Origin of the sequence: Burkholderia perseverans, from assembly GCF_022870505.1 — a bacterium.
Classification (GTDB): Bacteria; Pseudomonadota; Gammaproteobacteria; order Burkholderiales; family Burkholderiaceae; genus Burkholderia; species Burkholderia plantarii.
The window spans coordinates 1502104-1519011 of the sequence record NZ_CP045093.1; the positions used below are offsets into that span (position 1 = coordinate 1502104).

General features: G+C 69.7%; 9 protein-coding genes. 1 reads left to right on the forward strand and 8 read right to left on the reverse strand.

The window, feature by feature from the left end; genetic code table 11:
• Window positions 1-20: 20 nt before the first annotated feature.
• Window positions 21-6152: an alpha-2-macroglobulin family protein gene (locus tag BpN12_RS06265; RefSeq protein ID WP_246794416.1), complete on the reverse strand. Its 6132-nt coding sequence runs from the start codon at window positions 6150-6152 to the stop codon at window positions 21-23.
• Between the two features lie 477 nt (window positions 6153-6629).
• On the opposite strand from BpN12_RS06265, the gene BpN12_RS06270 reads away from it, so the two are divergent.
• Window positions 6630-7739: a porin gene (locus BpN12_RS06270; RefSeq protein WP_246794417.1), complete on the forward strand. Its 1110-nt coding sequence runs from the start codon at window positions 6630-6632 to the stop codon at window positions 7737-7739.
• 105 nt (window positions 7740-7844) lie between these two features.
• Here the strand turns inward: BpN12_RS06270 and BpN12_RS06275 are convergent, their stop codons facing one another.
• From BpN12_RS06275 to BpN12_RS06305, 7 genes are all read right to left on the reverse strand, one after another.
• Window positions 7845-9143 carry a UDP-N-acetylglucosamine 1-carboxyvinyltransferase gene (locus tag BpN12_RS06275; RefSeq protein ID WP_246794418.1) on the reverse strand — a complete coding sequence of 433 codons (1299 nt, stop codon included), beginning with the start codon at window positions 9141-9143 and terminating at the stop codon, window positions 7845-7847.
• Window positions 9144-9308: 165 nt separating this feature from the next.
• Window positions 9309-10490 (reverse strand): M20 aminoacylase family protein, encoded by a 1182-nt coding sequence (locus tag BpN12_RS06280; RefSeq protein WP_246794419.1) that lies wholly within the window; start codon window positions 10488-10490, stop codon window positions 9309-9311.
• A 242-nt stretch (window positions 10491-10732) separates the two neighbouring features.
• Window positions 10733-12055 (reverse strand): IS4 family transposase, encoded by a 1323-nt coding sequence (locus BpN12_RS06285; RefSeq protein ID WP_246794420.1) that lies wholly within the window; start codon window positions 12053-12055, stop codon window positions 10733-10735.
• Window positions 12056-12294: 239 nt separating this feature from the next.
• Window positions 12295-12648 carry a hypothetical protein gene (locus BpN12_RS06290; protein WP_246794421.1) on the reverse strand — a complete coding sequence of 118 codons (354 nt, stop codon included), beginning with the start codon at window positions 12646-12648 and terminating at the stop codon, window positions 12295-12297.
• 523 nt (window positions 12649-13171) lie between these two features.
• Window positions 13172-14968 carry a chloride channel protein gene (locus BpN12_RS06295; RefSeq protein ID WP_246794422.1) on the reverse strand — a complete coding sequence of 599 codons (1797 nt, stop codon included), beginning with the start codon at window positions 14966-14968 and terminating at the stop codon, window positions 13172-13174.
• Between the two features lie 33 nt (window positions 14969-15001).
• A complete protein-coding gene (locus BpN12_RS06300; protein ID WP_246794423.1) occupies window positions 15002-15415 on the reverse strand; it encodes a MarR family winged helix-turn-helix transcriptional regulator in 414 nt (137 codons plus the stop codon).
• Between the two features lie 106 nt (window positions 15416-15521).
• Window positions 15522-16688, reverse strand: a complete 1167-nt coding sequence (locus BpN12_RS06305) for an HPP family protein (protein WP_246794424.1) — start codon at window positions 16686-16688, stop codon at window positions 15522-15524.
• Window positions 16689-16908 lie beyond the last annotated feature (220 nt).

Here is a 16908-nt window from a genome sequence, read left to right on the forward strand (position 1 = left end):
TGCCCCCGAACGCGAACCGCTCACGGCCGCGCGTCCGGCGCCGGCTGCACGACCACCGGCACGTTCGGCGTCACGCCATACGCCGACGGCGCGTAGAGCGCCTCGACGCGCGTCGGCGGCAGGCCGAACCTGCCGACCGCGTTGAGCCGCACCGTGTATTCGAGCGTCGCGTGGCCCTTCGGCAGGTAGTCGTAGTAGGCGCGATAGCCGTCGAAGTCACGCTCGACGAACACCGGCCAGCTGCCCTTCGGCGCGTTCTCGTCCTGCGTGGCCGCGGCCGAGTCGCGGCCGAGGCCCGAGCCGAGGATCGTCGCGCCGGCCGGCACCGGATCGTTGACGGCCACCCAGGTCATGTCGGCCTGTGCGTCGATGTCGAGCTTCACGCGCAGCACGTCGCCGCGCGTGAGCACGCCCTTGACGGCCGGATCGACCGGCGTGACCGTCTTCACCACGCGATAGCCGGCCGCGAACGGCGCCTTCAGCGCGACCGCCGCGAGGCTCTGGATCGTCGCCCACGGCTTGCCGGTGCCGTCCTGCGTCAGCGCCAGCGTGACCGGTGCCGGTTGCGCGGCGGGCCACGGCAGCAGCGCCTGGCGCGCGCCGGCCGCGCGCGTGGCGGAGGCCGAGGAGGCCGCGTTCGACGGCGCGGCGGCCGCCGTTGCCGAAGCGGTCGAGGACGATGCGCCCGAAGCAGGCGCGGCAGCGGCGGCCGCCGACACCGCGGCGCCGCCCCAACCGATGCGTCGCTGCGTGTCACCGAACTGCAGCAGCGTCTGGCCCGTCACCGGCGTGCTTTCATAGGTCTTCGAGAAGCGTTCGACGGCAAGCTGGCCGAGCGCGTTCGAGGTGGTGGTCTGCCACGCGCCGTTGCGTTGCAGCGCGAGCAGGCCGGCCAGGATCCTCGGCATCTCGTCCTTCCAGGCCGCGTCGCCGTTGAACTCGAGCGCGAGCCGCGCGGCGTTGGTCTCGGTGCCGCTCATCAGCCACCAGAGATCGTCGTCGCGCGCGGTCGAGAACACCAGCTGGGTGCCCTGATAGGTGATGCGCGCGCGCAGCAGCTGTTCGACCTGCGCGCGCTTCTCGTCGCGCTGCGGGATGTCGGCCACGCGGGAGAGGATCGCGTGATAGTCGAGCAGCGCCGAGGTCGGCCAGCGTTCCGGCGCGATCGTCAGCGAGCCGAGCATGCGGGCCTGCGCCGCGCCGTGGCGCGACAGCGCCTCGATCGCGGCGAGCTTGCGCAGTTCGAGATCCTGGCGCGGCGCCCAGCTGTCGCGCGTGATGCGGCCGTCGACGAAGCTCGCGAGCCCGGCCTCGAGCTGCGAGCGCAGCGCGTCGGGGATCGCGAAGCGCGGGTCGAGCCTGGCCGCCTCGTCGGTGACCGACAGCAGATAGGCGGTCAGCGCGGTGCTGCCGGTCGGGCCGCTGTCGGCGTCGGCCGGGAAGTAGTTCGCGAGGCCGTCGCGGTCGAGGTAGGCGGGCATCTGCGCGACCACGGCTTGCCACATCTTCGGATCGTGCAGCCCGATCGCGCGCGAGGTCTGCTGCTCGATGCAGCGGTACGGATAGCGCTCGAACCAGCGCGTGACGCCGGGCAGGCCGTCGGCGAGCCGTGCCTGCAATGCCACCGAGATGCCGCCGCGCGGCACGCCGCTGCGATCGGCGGCGGCGCCGGCCGGTGCCGCGACGGGCAGCGAGAAGCTGCCGTCCACCTGGGTGAGCGTGGCCTGCTGCACGGTGACGGGCAGCGACGGCACGATCCGCTGCGTGATCTTCAGCGCGTCGGCGGCATGCGCGCCACCCTGTTCGACGGCCGCGACGCTCCACGGCAGCGCGCCGCCCGCGTCGGCGATGCCGTCGGGGATCGCCACGCGCCACGACACTTCATGCGAGGCGCCGGCCGCGAGATCGACCGTCTGCGCGGCGAGCGCGAGCCCCGGCGCGTTCGGCGTGACCACCACCTTCATCGCGCGCGAGGTGGTGTTGCGCAGCGTGAACGGCGCGACCAGCGCGTCGCCCTCGCGCGCGAGCGGCGGCAGCCCCGAGATCAGCTGCAGGTCCTGCGTGCTGCGCACGCTGGCGCGGCCGGTGCCGAAGCGGTCGGCGCCGGTCGAGGCGATCGCGACGATCGAGAAGCGCGTCAGCGCGTCGTTGAGCTTGACGTCGAGCGTGGCCTCGCCGCGCGCGTCGAGCGTCACGCGCGGGTTCCACAGCAGCAGCGTGTCGAACAGCTCGCGGGTGGGCGCGGCACCGCCGCCGCCGCCGGCCGGCACGGCCTTGCGGCCGAAGTGGCGGCGCCCGACGATCTCCATCTGCGCGGTGGCGGTTTCCACGCCGTAGCCGCGCCGCTGCAGCATCGCGCCGAGCAGGTCCCAGCTGTCGTTCGGCATCAGTTCGAGCAGCGCCTCGTCCACCGCGGCCACGGCCACCTGCGTGCCGGCCGGCGCGGGTTTGCCGTCCGGCAGCCTGACGGCCACCTTCACGTGGGCGGTGCCGCGTACCGGATAGCTGGCCGCGTCGGTCGTGACCGTCACGCCGAGCCGGTGCGGGGCGATGCCCACCTTGATCTCGGCCACGCCGTAGCGGAACGCGGGCTTCGACAGATCGACGAGCGGGGTGGTCGGCACGTAGTGGCGGCCCTCGTTCCAGAACGCATGCGCCCATTCGATCGGGGTCTTCCAGCCCCAGGTGAAGAACGAGTACCACGGCACCTCGCGCAGCCGCCCGCGCAGCGCGAGCACCGACACGTAGACGTTCGGCCCCCAGTCCGGCTCCACCTTCAGCTCGACGCTCGGATCGCGGCCGTTCAGCTGCACCACGTGCGTTTCCATCACGCCCGAACGCTCCACGGCCACCAGCGCGGTGGCGAAGCGGAACGGCATGCGCACCTGGAAGCGCGCGGTCTCGCCGGGCTCGTAGGCGGGCTTCTCGGGAATCAGGTCGATGCGATCGGTGTTGTTGCCGCCGAACCAGAGTTCGTCCTCGCGCACCACCCACACCGAGGTGCTGCCGGTGGCGGCGCGCCCGGCGCCATCCTTGACCACGGCCACCAGCGAGATCTCGCCGGCGGTCTTGAGCTTCGCGTCGCAGGCGAGGCGCCCCTTGTCGTCGGTCTTGCCGCTGCAGAGCGTGCCGAGGTCGCTGGTTTCGCTGCGGTCGTCGTAGGCGTAGAAGCCGCCCACCATGCGCTTGCGCGACGAGGTGGTGACGCGCGCGTAGCCGTGGATCTCCACTTCGGCGCCGGCGTGCGGCTTGCCGTCGAGGTCGATCGCGAGCGCGGTGACGGGCACCGTGTCGCCCACCGCGACCCAGTGGCCGGCCTTGATGCCGGCCGCGAGCGCGGCGGGCCACAGCGTGGTGTCGCCGCGGATTGTCTGGATCTCGCCGTTCGGATCGGCGAAGGTGGCCTCGAGCGAGAGCTGGCGCGGCGTGTCCACCTTCGGCAGCGATTTCAGCGCGAGATTGCCGGCGCCGTTGCGGTCCAGCGTGACGGGCAGCTTGTCGGCCACCAGCTTCGGCGCGTCGGGATCGGGCGCGGACGCGGTGTCGGCGCTGTTGCTGTCACCGTCGTCGTCGTCGCTCGCGCCGGCATCGGCGCCCGGCTGCTGCGCGCGATACGGGTTGAACGAGAAGTCGGGATAGCGATCGAGGAAGGCCGGCGTGGCGGGGCGCACCAGCGCCGATACGCGCACCGGCAGGTTCGACGCCGGGCCGCCCGACACGTAGTCGAGCTGCACGGTGACGGGCGCCTCGCTCGCGCCGACGAGCGGGCTCGTCTTCGCGTCGCGCACGCCCACGGCGCCCTTGAACACCGGCAGGCGGAACGCCTCGACGCGGAACGAGCCGCTGTCGTAGCTGGCGCGCGAGGCGTCGTCGTCGCTGCCGCCGTCACCGTCCTTGTCGTCCTTGTCGGCATCGGCGCTGCCGTTGTCGAGCGTCACCGCGTATTCGCCGAGCTTCGCGGCGGGCGGCAGCGTGAACGACGAATCGGCGGTGTGGTCGGCGGCCCAGACGAGCGGCTGGTGATAGGTGTCGCCGCTGCCGAGATGGCGGATCGTGACGCGGTTCGGATACTGCTTCGGAAAGCCGAGCGAGGCGAGCTGCTCGACGCGCAGGTAGTGCTTCATCGAAACCGTCTCGCCGGCGCGCACCAGCGTGCGGTCGAACACGGTATGGGCGATCGCGCGCGAGCCGCTGCCGTACTCGGTCGGCACGTCGAAGCGCCAGCGCTCGATGCCGCGGTTCCAGTCGTCGATCACGAACGCCATGTCCGGGCCGGTGACGGGGTCGTTCACGCGCGCCGACACGAACGTATTGCGATAGCCGTGTTCGTAGTCGCACGAGCGCCGCGCGGCGAGCGTGCCGTCGATGGCGAGCAGCCCCTGCGCGTTGGTGCGGCCCGAGGCGATCGTCTCGCCGTTGCAGTCGGACACGCGGATCTCCGCGTTCGGCACCGGCTTGCCCTTGTCGAGCGTGGTCACCCACACCAGGCTGTTGTCGCGGCCCTGCTTGAAATGGACGCCGAGATTGGTGACCAGCACGGTGGTGCGCACGTACATCGGCGCGGGTTTGGCCATCAGCGAGCGACCCAGCGCGGGCGAGGCGAGTTCGAGCACGTAGAAGCCGGGTTTGGCGATCGGCACGCCCACCACCTCGAACGGCCGCAGCGTGGCCGGGTCGGCCTTCGGCAGCACCAGCCGCTGCTGGTTCGGCTCGCCGGCCAGCAGCGACAGCGAGCGCAGGTCGACGATGCGGTGCTGGCCGGTGGGCGGCTTCTCGCCCTCGGCGGGCGGCACGAACACCGGGTGCGCCGCGTGTTCGAACAGGCCGGGGCGCACCGCGTCCAGCTCATGCACCGACATCGCGATGCCGTCGAGCCGCTCGACGGTGCGCATCCAGTCGCGGATCGCGCTGTCGTCCTCGACGCGGATGTTCGCGAACTCGGCACGGCCGGCGTCGAGCCCGGCGATCTTCAGGTCGGCCTCGACGTTGCGCAGCGTGACGGGCACCAGCGCCGGCGAATCGGGCTCCGCGTAGCGCTCAATGATGCCGAACGTCGACGACGAGAATTTCGCGAGCGGCGGCATCGCGGCGGTGCGGGTCTTGAGCGGGAACAGGTCGGCGTTGTCGAGCGGCCGGCCGCTGTCGTCGGTCAGCCCGGCCGGCAGCGTGACGGTCAGGTCGGCGCTGGCGGGCAGCGGCGCGGCGAACTCCACGGTGCGCGTCTGGGCGGATTGGTCATCGGGCTTGAAGGTGGGCGCGAGCGCGCCGCCGGGGCCCTGCAGGCGCAGCTTTTCGGCGTCGGCGCGCGCGATCGGCGCGTTGAACTCGATGCGCACCGGCCGCAGCGGCGTGCAGGGCGCCTTGGCGTTCTCGCGCTCGCAGCTGAACGAGGCGGCGAACGGCTCGCGCACCTCGTAGTCGTAGCGCGCCTCGTTGTCGTTGGCGATGCCGCTCGGGCTCGCCACGCCCTTGCCGAACACCAGCTGCATCTTCACGCCGGGCGGCAGCGCCTGCGCGCAGCCGAGCACCAGCACGCGGGCCGCGTCGGCCTTCCATTTGAAATGATCGAGCAGTTTGCTGCGCGTATCGGCATCGGCCAGCGTGACCGGAATCCGGTTGCCGATGCCGGTGGCCTCGCACCAGACATGCTCGCGCACCGAAGCCTCGGTGGCCGGGCCGGTCAGCTTCAGCACGAACAGCTGGCGCTCCTCGATGCGTCCGCCGCCGGGGCGCACCGTGGCCGGGTAGGGGCCGCCCGTCTGGAACGTGAAGCGGCGCGGGCCGGTGACGGCGTGGCCGGCCACCGAGCGCAGCGTGTCGTCGAGTTCGATCGTGCAGGACACGCCGGGCGGCAGGTCCTGGCGGAAATTGACGAGCCAGGTGCGCGCGTCGCTCCAGCTCGCGTCGTATTTCGCGGCAGCGGCATCGTTGCAGCTCAGGTGCGCCGGGTCGGGCTGCGCGGCCGAGCCGAACGCCACCATCGGCTCGTCGAACTTCACCACCGCCTGGCTGACCTGGGGCGAGGTGCCCTGCGGCGAGACGCTGACCGTCCTGGCGGCATCGGCGCGCCAGCCGAAGCCGGCGCCAAGGCCCACGACGAGTGCCGAGAGGGCACTCCAACGCACGATTTTTTTTGATGTGATCTGCTTCATCGCTGGCCGTTCCTGGAGGGGGAAGCATTTCGGAATGCCTGCGATTCTAACCGAGCCCTTTCACGGTCAGACGGGATTTTGCCGTGCAATAACACGATTGGGCCGCGCTGGGAAGCGCTGTCGCGCCGATCCGACATCTCGGGCCAGGCGCGGGATTATCGCGAATCGGCGAATGCTTCATGCACTATAAAGAGATTGTCCGTCAGGCCGCGAACGCGTACATTGCCGGTCCGCGCAAACGGTCAACCCTCTGAACGATCCGGCCGCCCCGTTGCATCACGATCCGGGCGGCCTCGAGCGAGACGGCCCACGCACGCGGCATCCGGCGATGGGTTCGCCGACCACACAAGAACACCGTATCCGCGGGCGGCTTCGCTGCGCCGGCGGTGCGGGCCCGGGACGCTTCACGGCCGCATCCAGCAGCGCGGCGGCGCGCCGGAAGTGCCAGTCAATCTGAGAGAGATACAGGCAGGGGATATGAAACTTCGAATCAGAACCATCGCGGCGCTGAGCTTTGCCATGCCGGCCGCCGCGTTCGCGCAGTCGAGCGTCACGCTGTACGGGCGGATCGACGGCGGCATCCAGTACATCAACCACGTCGCCAACGCGACGCGCACCGGCACCAGCAACCTCTGGAGCGCGGAAGGCGGCGACTGGGGCACCAGCATGTTCGGCCTGAAGGGCGTGGAAGACCTGGGCGGCGGCACGTCGACGATCTTCGACCTCGAGACCGCGTTCCAGGTGATGAACGGCACCACGGGTGGCGGCCGGATGTTCTCGCGGCGCGCCTACGTGGGCCTGAAGAACAATGACTGGGGCACGCTGCAGGCCGGGCGCAACCTGTTCATCGACAGCGACGGCGTGTGGGAATTCGATCCGTTCGTGCAGCAGGCGTTCTCGTCGGCCTCGCTGGTGCGCGGCCGCAACTGGCAGCAGACCAGCAACAACATCGAATACCACAGCCCGGTGTGGAACGGCTTCGACGTGCAGGGGCAGTTCGCGTTCGGCAACCAGACCAGCTTCAACACCGGCCCGAACAACGACTTCGGCCGCTCCGACGGCATCATGCTGTCGTACCACTCGCCGCTGTTCGACGTGCGCGGCATCTATGACGAACTGCGCAACAGCAACGGCAAGATGGACAACGTGTTCACGGCCTCGCGCGAGTACTTCGTCGGCACCAACGTCTACGTGCAGAAGTTCAAGATCCAGGCCGCCTACACGCACTACTCGGCGCCCGATACGCCCACCGGCCTCGCCGATCGCGCCGATCACGTCTGGCTCGGCGCGACCTACACGGCGACGCCGGCCTGGGCCGTCACGGCCGGCGGCTTCTACGTGCGGGTGGGCAGCGGCGGCGGCGACGCCACGCACGATCCGTCGGGCCACGCGATCATGTACGTGCTCGGCACCACCTACAACCTGTCGAAGCGCACGTTCCTGTACGGCACGGTCGCCTACATGCGCAACAGCGGCAACTCGGACTTCTCGCTGATCGCGACCTCGCGCGATTCGACCAGCGGCACCAACCCGCTGACGGGCGAGTCGCAGACCGGCGCCTACGTCGGCATCATGCACAACTTCTGATGCGGGAGCCGGCCGCCGCGCGCGGCCGGCCATCACCCGAACATCGCAGCACCGCCCGGAACGGCTCGCGTCGTCCCGGGCGGTGGCGCATTCAGCGCCGGCGCATCAGTCGCCGGCCGTCCACTCGACGTTCGCGCCGACCGAGCGCAGGTTCTCGACGAAGTGCGGATGCGCGCGGCGGATCGGCTGCGCGTTGAGGATCTCGGAGCGGCCCTCGATGCTGGCGGCCACCATCAGCAGCGCGATCGCGACGCGGATGATGTAGGGGCTCTCGACGCGCGCCGGCGTGAGCGGCAGCCCGCCGAACGTGATCAGCCGGTGCGGATCGGACTGGAACACGTGCGCGCCGAACTTCGAGAGCTCGCCGGTCCAGCCCATCGCGCCGTCGTACACCTTGTTCCAGAACATCACGCTGCCCTCGGCCTTGACGCCGAGCGCGATGAAGATCGGCAGCAGGTCGACCGGCAGGTACGGCCACGGCGCGGCTTCGATCTTGGTCAGGATGTTCTGCGTGAACGGCTTTTTCACCTTCATCGCGCCGTCGCGCGTGGCGCGCGACCAGCCGTTCGCGTGCGTGACCTGCACGCCGAGCTTGGCGAACGTGCGGTCGATCAGCGGGAACTGCTCGGGGCCGCTGTTGCGCACCGCGATATCGCCGCCCGTGATCGCGCCGAGCGCGAGGAACGTGGCGATCTCGTGGAAATCCTCGGCGAAGCGGTGCTCGCCGCCCGCCAGCTTCACGCCGCCCTGCACGCGCACGTGCGAGGTGCCGATGCCTTCGATCGGCACGCCGAGCATCGCGAGGAAGCGGCAGAACTCCTGCACGTGCGGCTCCGAGGCGGCGTTCACGAGCGTCGACACGCCGCCGGCCGCCGCCGCGCAGAGCACGAAGTTCTCGGTGGTGGTGACCGACGCGTAGTCGAGCCAGTGGTCGTTCGGCGTCAGCTTGGTGGCGCGCACGATCAGCGAATCGGTGGTGCGCTCGATGCTCGCGCCGAAACGCTCGAACACTTCCACGTGCGGATCGATCTCGCGCACGCCGAGCGTGCAGCCCTTCACGTCGTTCTCGAGCCGCGCCACGCCGAAGCGGGCGAGCAGCGGCGGCACCAGCATGATCGACGAGCGCATTTCCTCGGGCAGCCGATGCACGGCCGGATCGAACTGCGTCGCGCGGTGATGCAGATCGAGCACGCCGGTGGCGAAATCGATCGACACGTCGCTGCCGAGCGTGCGGAAGATCTCGAGGATCTTGCGCACGTCGGTGATGTCGGGCACGCCGACGAGCCGCAGCGGCTGGTCGGACAGCAGGGTGGAGCAGAGGATCGGGAGGACGGCGTTCTTGTTGGCGGACGGCGTGATTTCCCCGCGTAGCGGGGTGCCGCCGTGGACGATCAGATTCGACATGGTTCGGCGCGGTAGGGATGAAGGTGGCGCAAGTTCGTATCATGCCATCGTTTGCGGGGCGGGCGCGAGCCGGACCGCCCGGCGCCGCGGTTTCACGCGGCGTTCGCGTATCCGGCCCTCGTCGGCGGGCGCCGCGCCGTTCCTTGCCGGGCGCCGTGCCGCGTCTCAAGCGGCGAGCCAGCCCTGCGCGATCCTCACCCAGTAGCTCGCGCCGATCGCGAGGATTTCGTCGTTGAAGTCGTAGCCGGGGTGGTGGACCATCCGTCCGTGGCAGCCTTCCACGCCGTTGCCGAGCAGCGCATAGCAGCCGGGCCGTGCCTCCAGCATGTAGGCGAAATCCTCGCTGCCCATCAGCGGCGGCGCCTGCGCTTCCACGCGCGCGTCGCCGAGCAGCTCGCGGGCGATGCCGCGCGCGAATTCGGTGGGCGCCGCGTGGTTGACGAGCACCGGGTAGCCGTAGTCGTAGTCGACCACGGCGGTGAGGCCGTAGGCGGTGGCGTGGCCCTGCGCGAGCTGCGTGATGCGCAGGGCCAGCTGCCTGCGTACCTCGGCGTCGAGCGCGCGCACCGACAGCTTCATCTCGACCGTCTCGGGAATCACGTTGAAGGTCTCGCCGGCGCGCACGCTGCCGACCGTGATCACCGCCGCCTGCCGCGCATCGATGTCGCGCGCGACGATGGTCTGCAACGCCACCATCAGGCCGCCGGCCGCCGACATCGGGTCGCGCGCCAGATGCGGCAGCGCGCCGTGGCCGCCCATGCCGCGCAGCGTGATCGTCACGCGATCGCACGAGGCCATGGCCGGGCCGGCGCGGAACGCCATGTCGCCGGCCGGCCGCCCCGGCATGTTGTGCAGCGCGAAGATCGCGTCGCACGGGAAGCGTTCGAACAGGCCGTCGTCGAGCATCGCCTTGCCGCCGCCGAAGTTCTCCTCGGCCGGCTGGAAGATCAGGTTCAGCGTGCCGGAAAAGCGCCGCGTGGCGGCGAGGTGGCGCGCGGCGCAAAGCAGCATCGCGGTATGGCCGTCGTGGCCGCAGGCGTGCATGGTGTTCTCGTTCACGCTCGCGTAGGGCAGGCGCGTGGCTTCGCGGATCGGCAGCGCGTCCATGTCGGCGCGCAGGCCCAGGGTCTTGCCGCCGCGGCCCTCGCGCAGCACGCCGACCAGCCCGGTCTTGCCGATTCCGCGATGGACGGCATAGCCCCATTGCGTCAGCAGCTGCGCGACCAGGTCGCTGGTGCGGGTTTCCTGGAAAGCGAGTTCGGGGTGGGCGTGAAGGCGGTGGCGCAGTTCGATGAATTCGGGCGCGAGCTCGGCGATGCCGGCGATGACGGGCTGGGTGGCGGACATGACAACTCCTGGTTAGCGGGGCTCGCGAACGCGGAGCCCGTGGGGCGCAAGTTCAGCCCAGCATAGGCCGTGCTGCCGCTCGCCATAAGTTGTTAAATTGTCCCGCCAGCCATGCTGGAGGATCGCCTGCGCGACGCGTTGGACGGCAGTGGGCGTGACGCGCGACGGCGGCACGGCGGAAGAGTGGCCGGATGCAGGAATGGCCCGCCGATAGGAAAACACCCCGCCGGGGCTAATGCCGTTCAGTTAAGGTTCTTTCTGAGGAACCGAACGGCATAACGAGCAGGACGGGACTTGACGGCCCGATCGCATTTGCGGTCGGGCCGTTTTACATTGATGAGCAGTTTGAGGTGTTCGCGAAGTCGCTTGAGGACGGTGGGCAGCTTGGCGAAGGCGGGCGTGCGCGCGGCCCACATCATCTCGTGCTGGATGAGATGGAACGAGCGAACAAAGCTCAATTCGGTCGGTTCGCACTTGGCCTCAAAGGCCGCGCTAGCCATTTCGCGACGAATCAGGTTGTAGGCGATCAGCGCACCCCAGATCTCCTGATAGATGCCATCGACGGTTCGGCTGCGTAGCGTCAGCTCGCTACCGAGCATGGACTGCTTCAGTTCGCGGTAGCTGGTCTCGATCTGCCAGCGCCGCTCGTAGCACGCAGCCAGATCGGCCAACTTGAAGCGACGCCGATCGGTCAAGGATGTCAGTAGTACCCGCTCGCGCCCTCGTGCATCTTGAATGCGCACTGCACGCGCGGTCCACCACTCCGGCAAATCGGGGCATTTCTGCCGAGCCTGAGGCGAGACGCGCATGCGCACCAGTGCATCGTCCGGTTTGCCCGACAATACCTCCCAACGCGTATTGGACTTTGCCGGAATCAGGAAGTGGCGATTGCGTTCGCCCGAGCTCAGGCCCCACAGGATCTCGGCAGCCAGGAAGCCTTTGTCGAAGACCGTGAGCGAATGGTCGGGGATCTGCGCCAACAGGCTCTTGGCGTAGATCATCTCGTTGGTGTCGTAGCGGCCAAACGCGATGTTCGCCACGAGATGCGTCGGGATCGAGCTCAGCGTGACGGCACGCACCTGCGGATAGCTGGCCACCTTGCCGCTCGCGTAGCTTTGGGCCCCGAAATGTTCCCGATTCGCGGTACTGTCCGGCGTGCGTAGCGTGGTGCCATCCATGGCCCATAGACTGAGGCCTTTGACGCCATGACGAACCGCGTCCTGCTTGCACCATGCCTGCGCGGTTTGCTCGAACAGCCAAGCTATCGGGGCTTGGCCTAAGCGCTGCCGGGCTTGAGTGACGGCGCTCTTGCTGACGAACGCGGATTCGTTGGGCAGCACCAGTTCCAGACTGTCCACCACTTCGCTGACTGACCAATGACGATAGATCGCCAGCGCAATCACTAGCCAGACCACCTGTTCAGCCGGCAAGCGACGGCGACGAATGCTCGCCGTGCCGGTCGCTTCGATGGCTTGCTCGATCCATGCATGCGGCAGATGCTCCGCCAACCGGCTCAACTCGGTTGGTCCGGTATCCAGCATGAAGGTCAGGTGGTCGGTCAGCATCGCGCCGAAAAGTTAACACTTCAGCGCAGCGTTTACAACCACTCCTTCCCCAAAACAAAAATGCCGTTCAGTTGCTTAACTGAACGGCATTACCCCGCCGGGGCGGGGTGCGGGATGTCCGACGCAGCGGACCGAAGCGATCCGTGGCGGCGGCGTCCGGCCGCGACGCGCACCGGCCAGGGGAGAGCGGTGCGTGTCGTGGCCAGACGCCGGCGCGCCCGGGTGCTTCGCTTGCGGCTTTACAGGCAGGTGCTGAGGTCCGCGGCGGCCGGGTTCGCGGCGTCGCCGACCGAGCGGAAGCCCACCCAGGTGGTGGCGCCGGCCGAGCGGGCCGGGCGTACCATCGCGGCCGCGCCATTGGGCGGCTGCTGGCCCGGCACGTAGACGTCCATCGCCATGTCGTTGGCGAGCACGTCCTGCGAGATCACCTGTTGCTGGGACTTGTCGGCCCAGCTCTTGGCGATGCAGGCGGCAACCTGCGGAGCGGGCTTCTGGCTTTGACCGACGTTCTGGATCGTCCACTGCGGTTGTTGCTGTTGCGCGAAAGCGGAAGCAGCGACGGTCAGTGCGATAAGCGGCAGCAGTTTCTTCACGTTTATCTCCTTCTTCGGTCTTCAGTAAAAACACATGCCGGGCACCTGCGATGCCGATGCCGGCGAGAGCTACGAAAATGTCGGATCGCCTGTTTCGCGCCGGGGTTCCGGCGATTGCGCAACGGTCATCGCGTTGCGTGGCGAAACGTGTCGAGACGTTCCCGGGTGTATCCGGTCGCGTCCGACGAGGCGCTTGCCCTGATCGCTGGTCTTGCGACGTGGCATGGGAGACCGCTTCGCGACGCGGTCGCGGGGCGGCGGGTGACGAGATCGGCGCGGACGGGGCCGGCACGATCGGACTGCTCGAGCGAGGTAGCCGTCAGCCTACGCCGCGGTTCTATGACCGCTGGCGTAGTGTGCGTGCTGAGCGGTGGCCCCATCGCATTTGCCTTCATGATGGCGCAAAACGCGGCCGAAATCTGTTAAGCAGATTTAAATTCGTGACGGATTGTGACAGCGGCGGTTTCGCCGCGAGCCTGGCGGATCACTCCGAACCCCGCATTTATCGAGGCCGTGGAGGCCGTCAACCGGGCCGCACGATGCGCCGCCGCGAGCGCGAGGCGCGCGGCAGGCGCATGCCGTGGAAGCGCTCGCGCTTGTGTTCCTCGTCGAAGTGGCGCAGCGCCGGCTTTACCAGATCGCTGCGCGCGACGAGGCCGACGAGTCGCGGCGAGGCCTCGTCCGCGATCACCGGCAACCGCTCGAGCCCATGCACGGCGAGCCGCGTCGCGACCAGCCGGCAGGTCTCGTGCGGCAGCGCCCAGGCGCCGCGCGAGACGCCGCGCAGCGCTGCGCCGAGGCCGGCGTGCGGGCCGTGTTCGGCGTCGAGCCGTTCGAGCGCGGCGCGGTCGAGCATGGTCACGAGCAGGCCGTCGCGCAGCACCGGGTACGCGCGATGCTTCTGGTCCGCGCCGAAGTACGCGCGCCGCACCTCGGCGAGCGGCATGGCCGCGTCGATCGCGATCGTCTCGCGCGTCATCACGTCGGCCACCTCGTGCCGTTCGAGCGGATCGACGCCGTACTCGCGATAGATGTGATAGCCGCGCCGCGCGATCTTCTCGGTCATGATCGAGCGCCGCATCACCACCGCCGAGAAGCCGTGCGCGACCAGCGTGGCCGCGAGCAGCGGCAGCAGCGCGGTGGCGTCGTGGGTCAGGCCGAACGCGAACACCACGGCCGTGAGCGGCGCGCCCAGCGTGGCGCCGAGCGTCGCCGCCATGCAGACCAGCGGCCACAGCGCGGGATCGGTGCCCGGCAGCGCGGCGCCGAGCAGCGTGCCGAGCCCGGCGCCGAGCATCAGCAGCGGCGCCAGCACGCCGCCCGAGGTGCCCGAGCCGAGCGCCACCACCCAGATCACCGCCTTGACCGCGAGCAGCGCGAGCACGACGTGCAGCGCGAGGTGCCCGTGCAGCAGGTCGCCGATCACGTCGTAGCCGACGCCGAACGCACGCGGCTCCAGCCAGCCGCCGATGCCCACTACCACGCCGCCGAGCGCGGGCCACCACATCCAGTGCAGCGGCAGCTTGCCGAACGCGTCCTCGGTGCGGTAGAGCGCGGCCGACAGGCCGCTCGCGAGCGCGCCCGACAGCAGCCCGGCCAGCAGGCAGACGAACAGCGCGGAGGTGGAGGGCGCGGCCGTCGTCAGCGGGAACAGCGGCGCGGTGCCGAAGCAGAGCGCGCGCGCGAAGCCGGCCACCGCGCAGGCCAGCGCCACCGGCAGGAAGCTGCGCGGGCGCCATTCGAACAGCAGCAGCTCGACGGCCAGCAGCACCGCCGCGACCGGCGTGCCGAACACGGCGGTCATGCCGGCCGTGGCACCCGCCACCAGCAGCGTCTTGCGCTCGGCGGCCGTCACCTTGAAGCATTGCGCGATCAGCGAGCCGAGCGCGCCGCCCGTCATGATGATCGGCCCCTCGGCGCCGAACGGCCCGCCGCTGCCGATCACGACGCCCGACGAGAGCGGCTTGAGGATCGCCACCTTCGGCGACATGCGGCTCTTGCCGAACAGGATCGCCTCGATCGCCTCGGGAATGCCGTGGCCGCGGATCTTCTCCGAACCGAAGCGCGCCATCAGGCCCACGATCAGGCCGCCGATCACCGGCACCGCGATCACCCAGGCGCCGAGCGCGTGGCCGGCCGGCGCGCGGTCGGCGAACGACCAGCGGCCGAAGAAGAACAGGTTCGTGAACAGGTGGATCAGGTTCAGCAGCACGACCGCCGCGAGCGTGCTGGTCACGCCGATCGCGGCGGCGAGCACGGCGATGCGGGGCAGGCGGAGGTTCGGCGCGAAATCGCGCTGGTGCGGCGGGGCGGCATGCATGATGGTCGGGGGAAGAAGAGTGGGAAAACGGGGCTAATAGTCGATCTGCGGCACCTGGAACGTGCCGCGCAGCGATTTGATCTCGGCGCGATGCAGCGCGGCGAGCCGCGCCAGCACCGTCTCGCCGGCCTTCAGCAGATGGACTTCCACCTGGCGCCGGTCGCTCGCGCTGGGCCGGCGCTTGACGAGCCCGGCCGCCTCGCAGCGCGAGACCAGCGCGACCACGCCGTGATGCTGCGCCTGCAGCCGCTCGGCCAGCTCGCCGATAGTGGCCCATTCGCGTGCCGGGTAGCCCTTGATGTGCAGCAGCATCAGGTATTGCAGCGGCGTCACGCCCTCGCTCTGCGCCGCGCGCTCGGAGAAGCGCTCGAAGCGCCGCATCTGGTAGCGGAACTCGGACAGCTGTTCGAAATCGGATTTCTGCAGGAGTTGGGGCGAGTCGGTCATCATGATTCCAGGTCGGGCGGAATCGATAAATATATCACGTCGTGACATATATGGCCGTGAGACAGCGGAAATATTGAGGTTTCGCATCGTGTCTGCCGGGCGCCGCTCAGGCCGCCTTGCGCTCCCGCGTGCCCCGGTACAGCCCGGCGATCAGGTCGGCCTGCGTGACGAGCCCGACCACCTGCTCGCCCGCGTCGACCACCACGATCACCGGCTCGCCGGCCTCGGCGAACAGCGGCACGAGATCGGTGATCGGCTCGGTGGACAGGATACTCGGTGCGCCCGCCACGATCGCGTCGGCGATCGGCGGATCGTGTCGCGCATCAACGATGGGGCTGGCGTGCCGGGCGCCTGGCCGCTGCGCCGCGGCGGCCAGCGGCGCGAGCCGCGCGCGCGTGACGACGCCGAGCACGCGACGCGCCGCGTCCACCACCGGCAGTGCGTCGGTGCGCAGCCGGTCGAGCAGCGCGAGCGCGGCCGAGACGCGCGTGCCGGCGTCGAGCCCGACGCGTGGATGCGCGACCAGATCGGCGCAGCTCAGCGCGCCGAACGTGCGCGCGTAGGCGTGCAGTTCGGTTTCCCGCAGCAGCGCGTCGAGATCGTCGGTCGAGACGTCGAGCCATTCGGTCCGGCGTTCGAGTGCCGCCTCCAGGTCTTCACGCGAGAAGCCGCGCGCGGTCGGCCGGTCGGCCTCGCGCTGGGCTGCACCACGGTGCGGATAACGGTGGCCCGTCAGCGCGTGATAGCCGAGCGCGGCGGCCAGCAGCGCCGCCGATTGCAGCGCGATCGGCTCGAACACGAAACCGAAGCCGAGCGCGTGGACGGACGGCCCGCCCACCACGGCGGTCAGCGCCACCGCGCCGGACGGCGGGTGGACGCAGCGCAGCGCCAGCATCGCGCCGACCGAACAGGCGATCGCGAGCGAGGCGGCCGCGACCGGCGACGGAATCCACCGCGCGCAGGCCACGCCCACCACCGCCGACACCAGATTGCCGCCGATCAGCGACCACGGCTGCGCGAGCGGGCTGGCCGGCACCGCGAACAGCAGCACCGCCGACGCGCCCATCGGCGCGACCAGCAGCGGAACCGCGTCGGGGATGCCCGGCAGCATGCTCATCGTCAGGCCCACGCAGGCGATGCCGACCAGCGCGCCGAGGCACGAGCGCAGCCGCTCGCGCGAGCTGAGCACGACCGGGGCCGGCGCGAAACCGAGCAGCCAGGCGCGCAGGCGGGCGGCGAACGACAGGGAGGAGTGCGACGGCAGCGGCGACATGAGCGGATCTGGGGTGCGACGATCGGATGGCCGCGAATTATATCGCAATATGATATTTATCATGATGCATCCCTGTATTGCGTGTAGGGGCGTGCGATTCAAACGAGCGTTCGACCGATCATGGGCGTACAATTCGCCGCAGCCCCGATTGCTTCAAATCAAATTCGAATCCGACAAGATGCCGCGCGCGATGCCGATCCCCAGTCCAGCTTCCGGCCGG

Bases quoted from the DNA above. Each gene is read 5' to 3' on its own strand.
- BpN12_RS06265 (WP_246794416.1), bottom strand. From the start codon at position 6,152: ATGAAGCAGATCACATCAAAAAAAATCGTGCGTTGGAGTGCCCTCTCG.
- BpN12_RS06270 (WP_246794417.1), top strand. From the start codon at position 6,630: ATGAAACTTCGAATCAGAACCATCGCGGCGCTGAGCTTTGCCATGCCG.
- BpN12_RS06275 (WP_246794418.1), bottom strand. From the start codon at position 9,143: ATGTCGAATCTGATCGTCCACGGCGGCACCCCGCTACGCGGGGAAATC.
- BpN12_RS06280 (WP_246794419.1), bottom strand. From the start codon at position 10,490: ATGTCCGCCACCCAGCCCGTCATCGCCGGCATCGCCGAGCTCGCGCCC.
- BpN12_RS06285 (WP_246794420.1), bottom strand. From the start codon at position 12,055: ATGCTGACCGACCACCTGACCTTCATGCTGGATACCGGACCAACCGAG.
- BpN12_RS06295 (WP_246794422.1), bottom strand. From the start codon at position 14,968: ATGCATGCCGCCCCGCCGCACCAGCGCGATTTCGCGCCGAACCTCCGC.
- BpN12_RS06300 (WP_246794423.1), bottom strand. From the start codon at position 15,415: ATGACCGACTCGCCCCAACTCCTGCAGAAATCCGATTTCGAACAGCTG.
- BpN12_RS06305 (WP_246794424.1), bottom strand. From the start codon at position 16,688: ATGTCGCCGCTGCCGTCGCACTCCTCCCTGTCGTTCGCCGCCCGCCTG.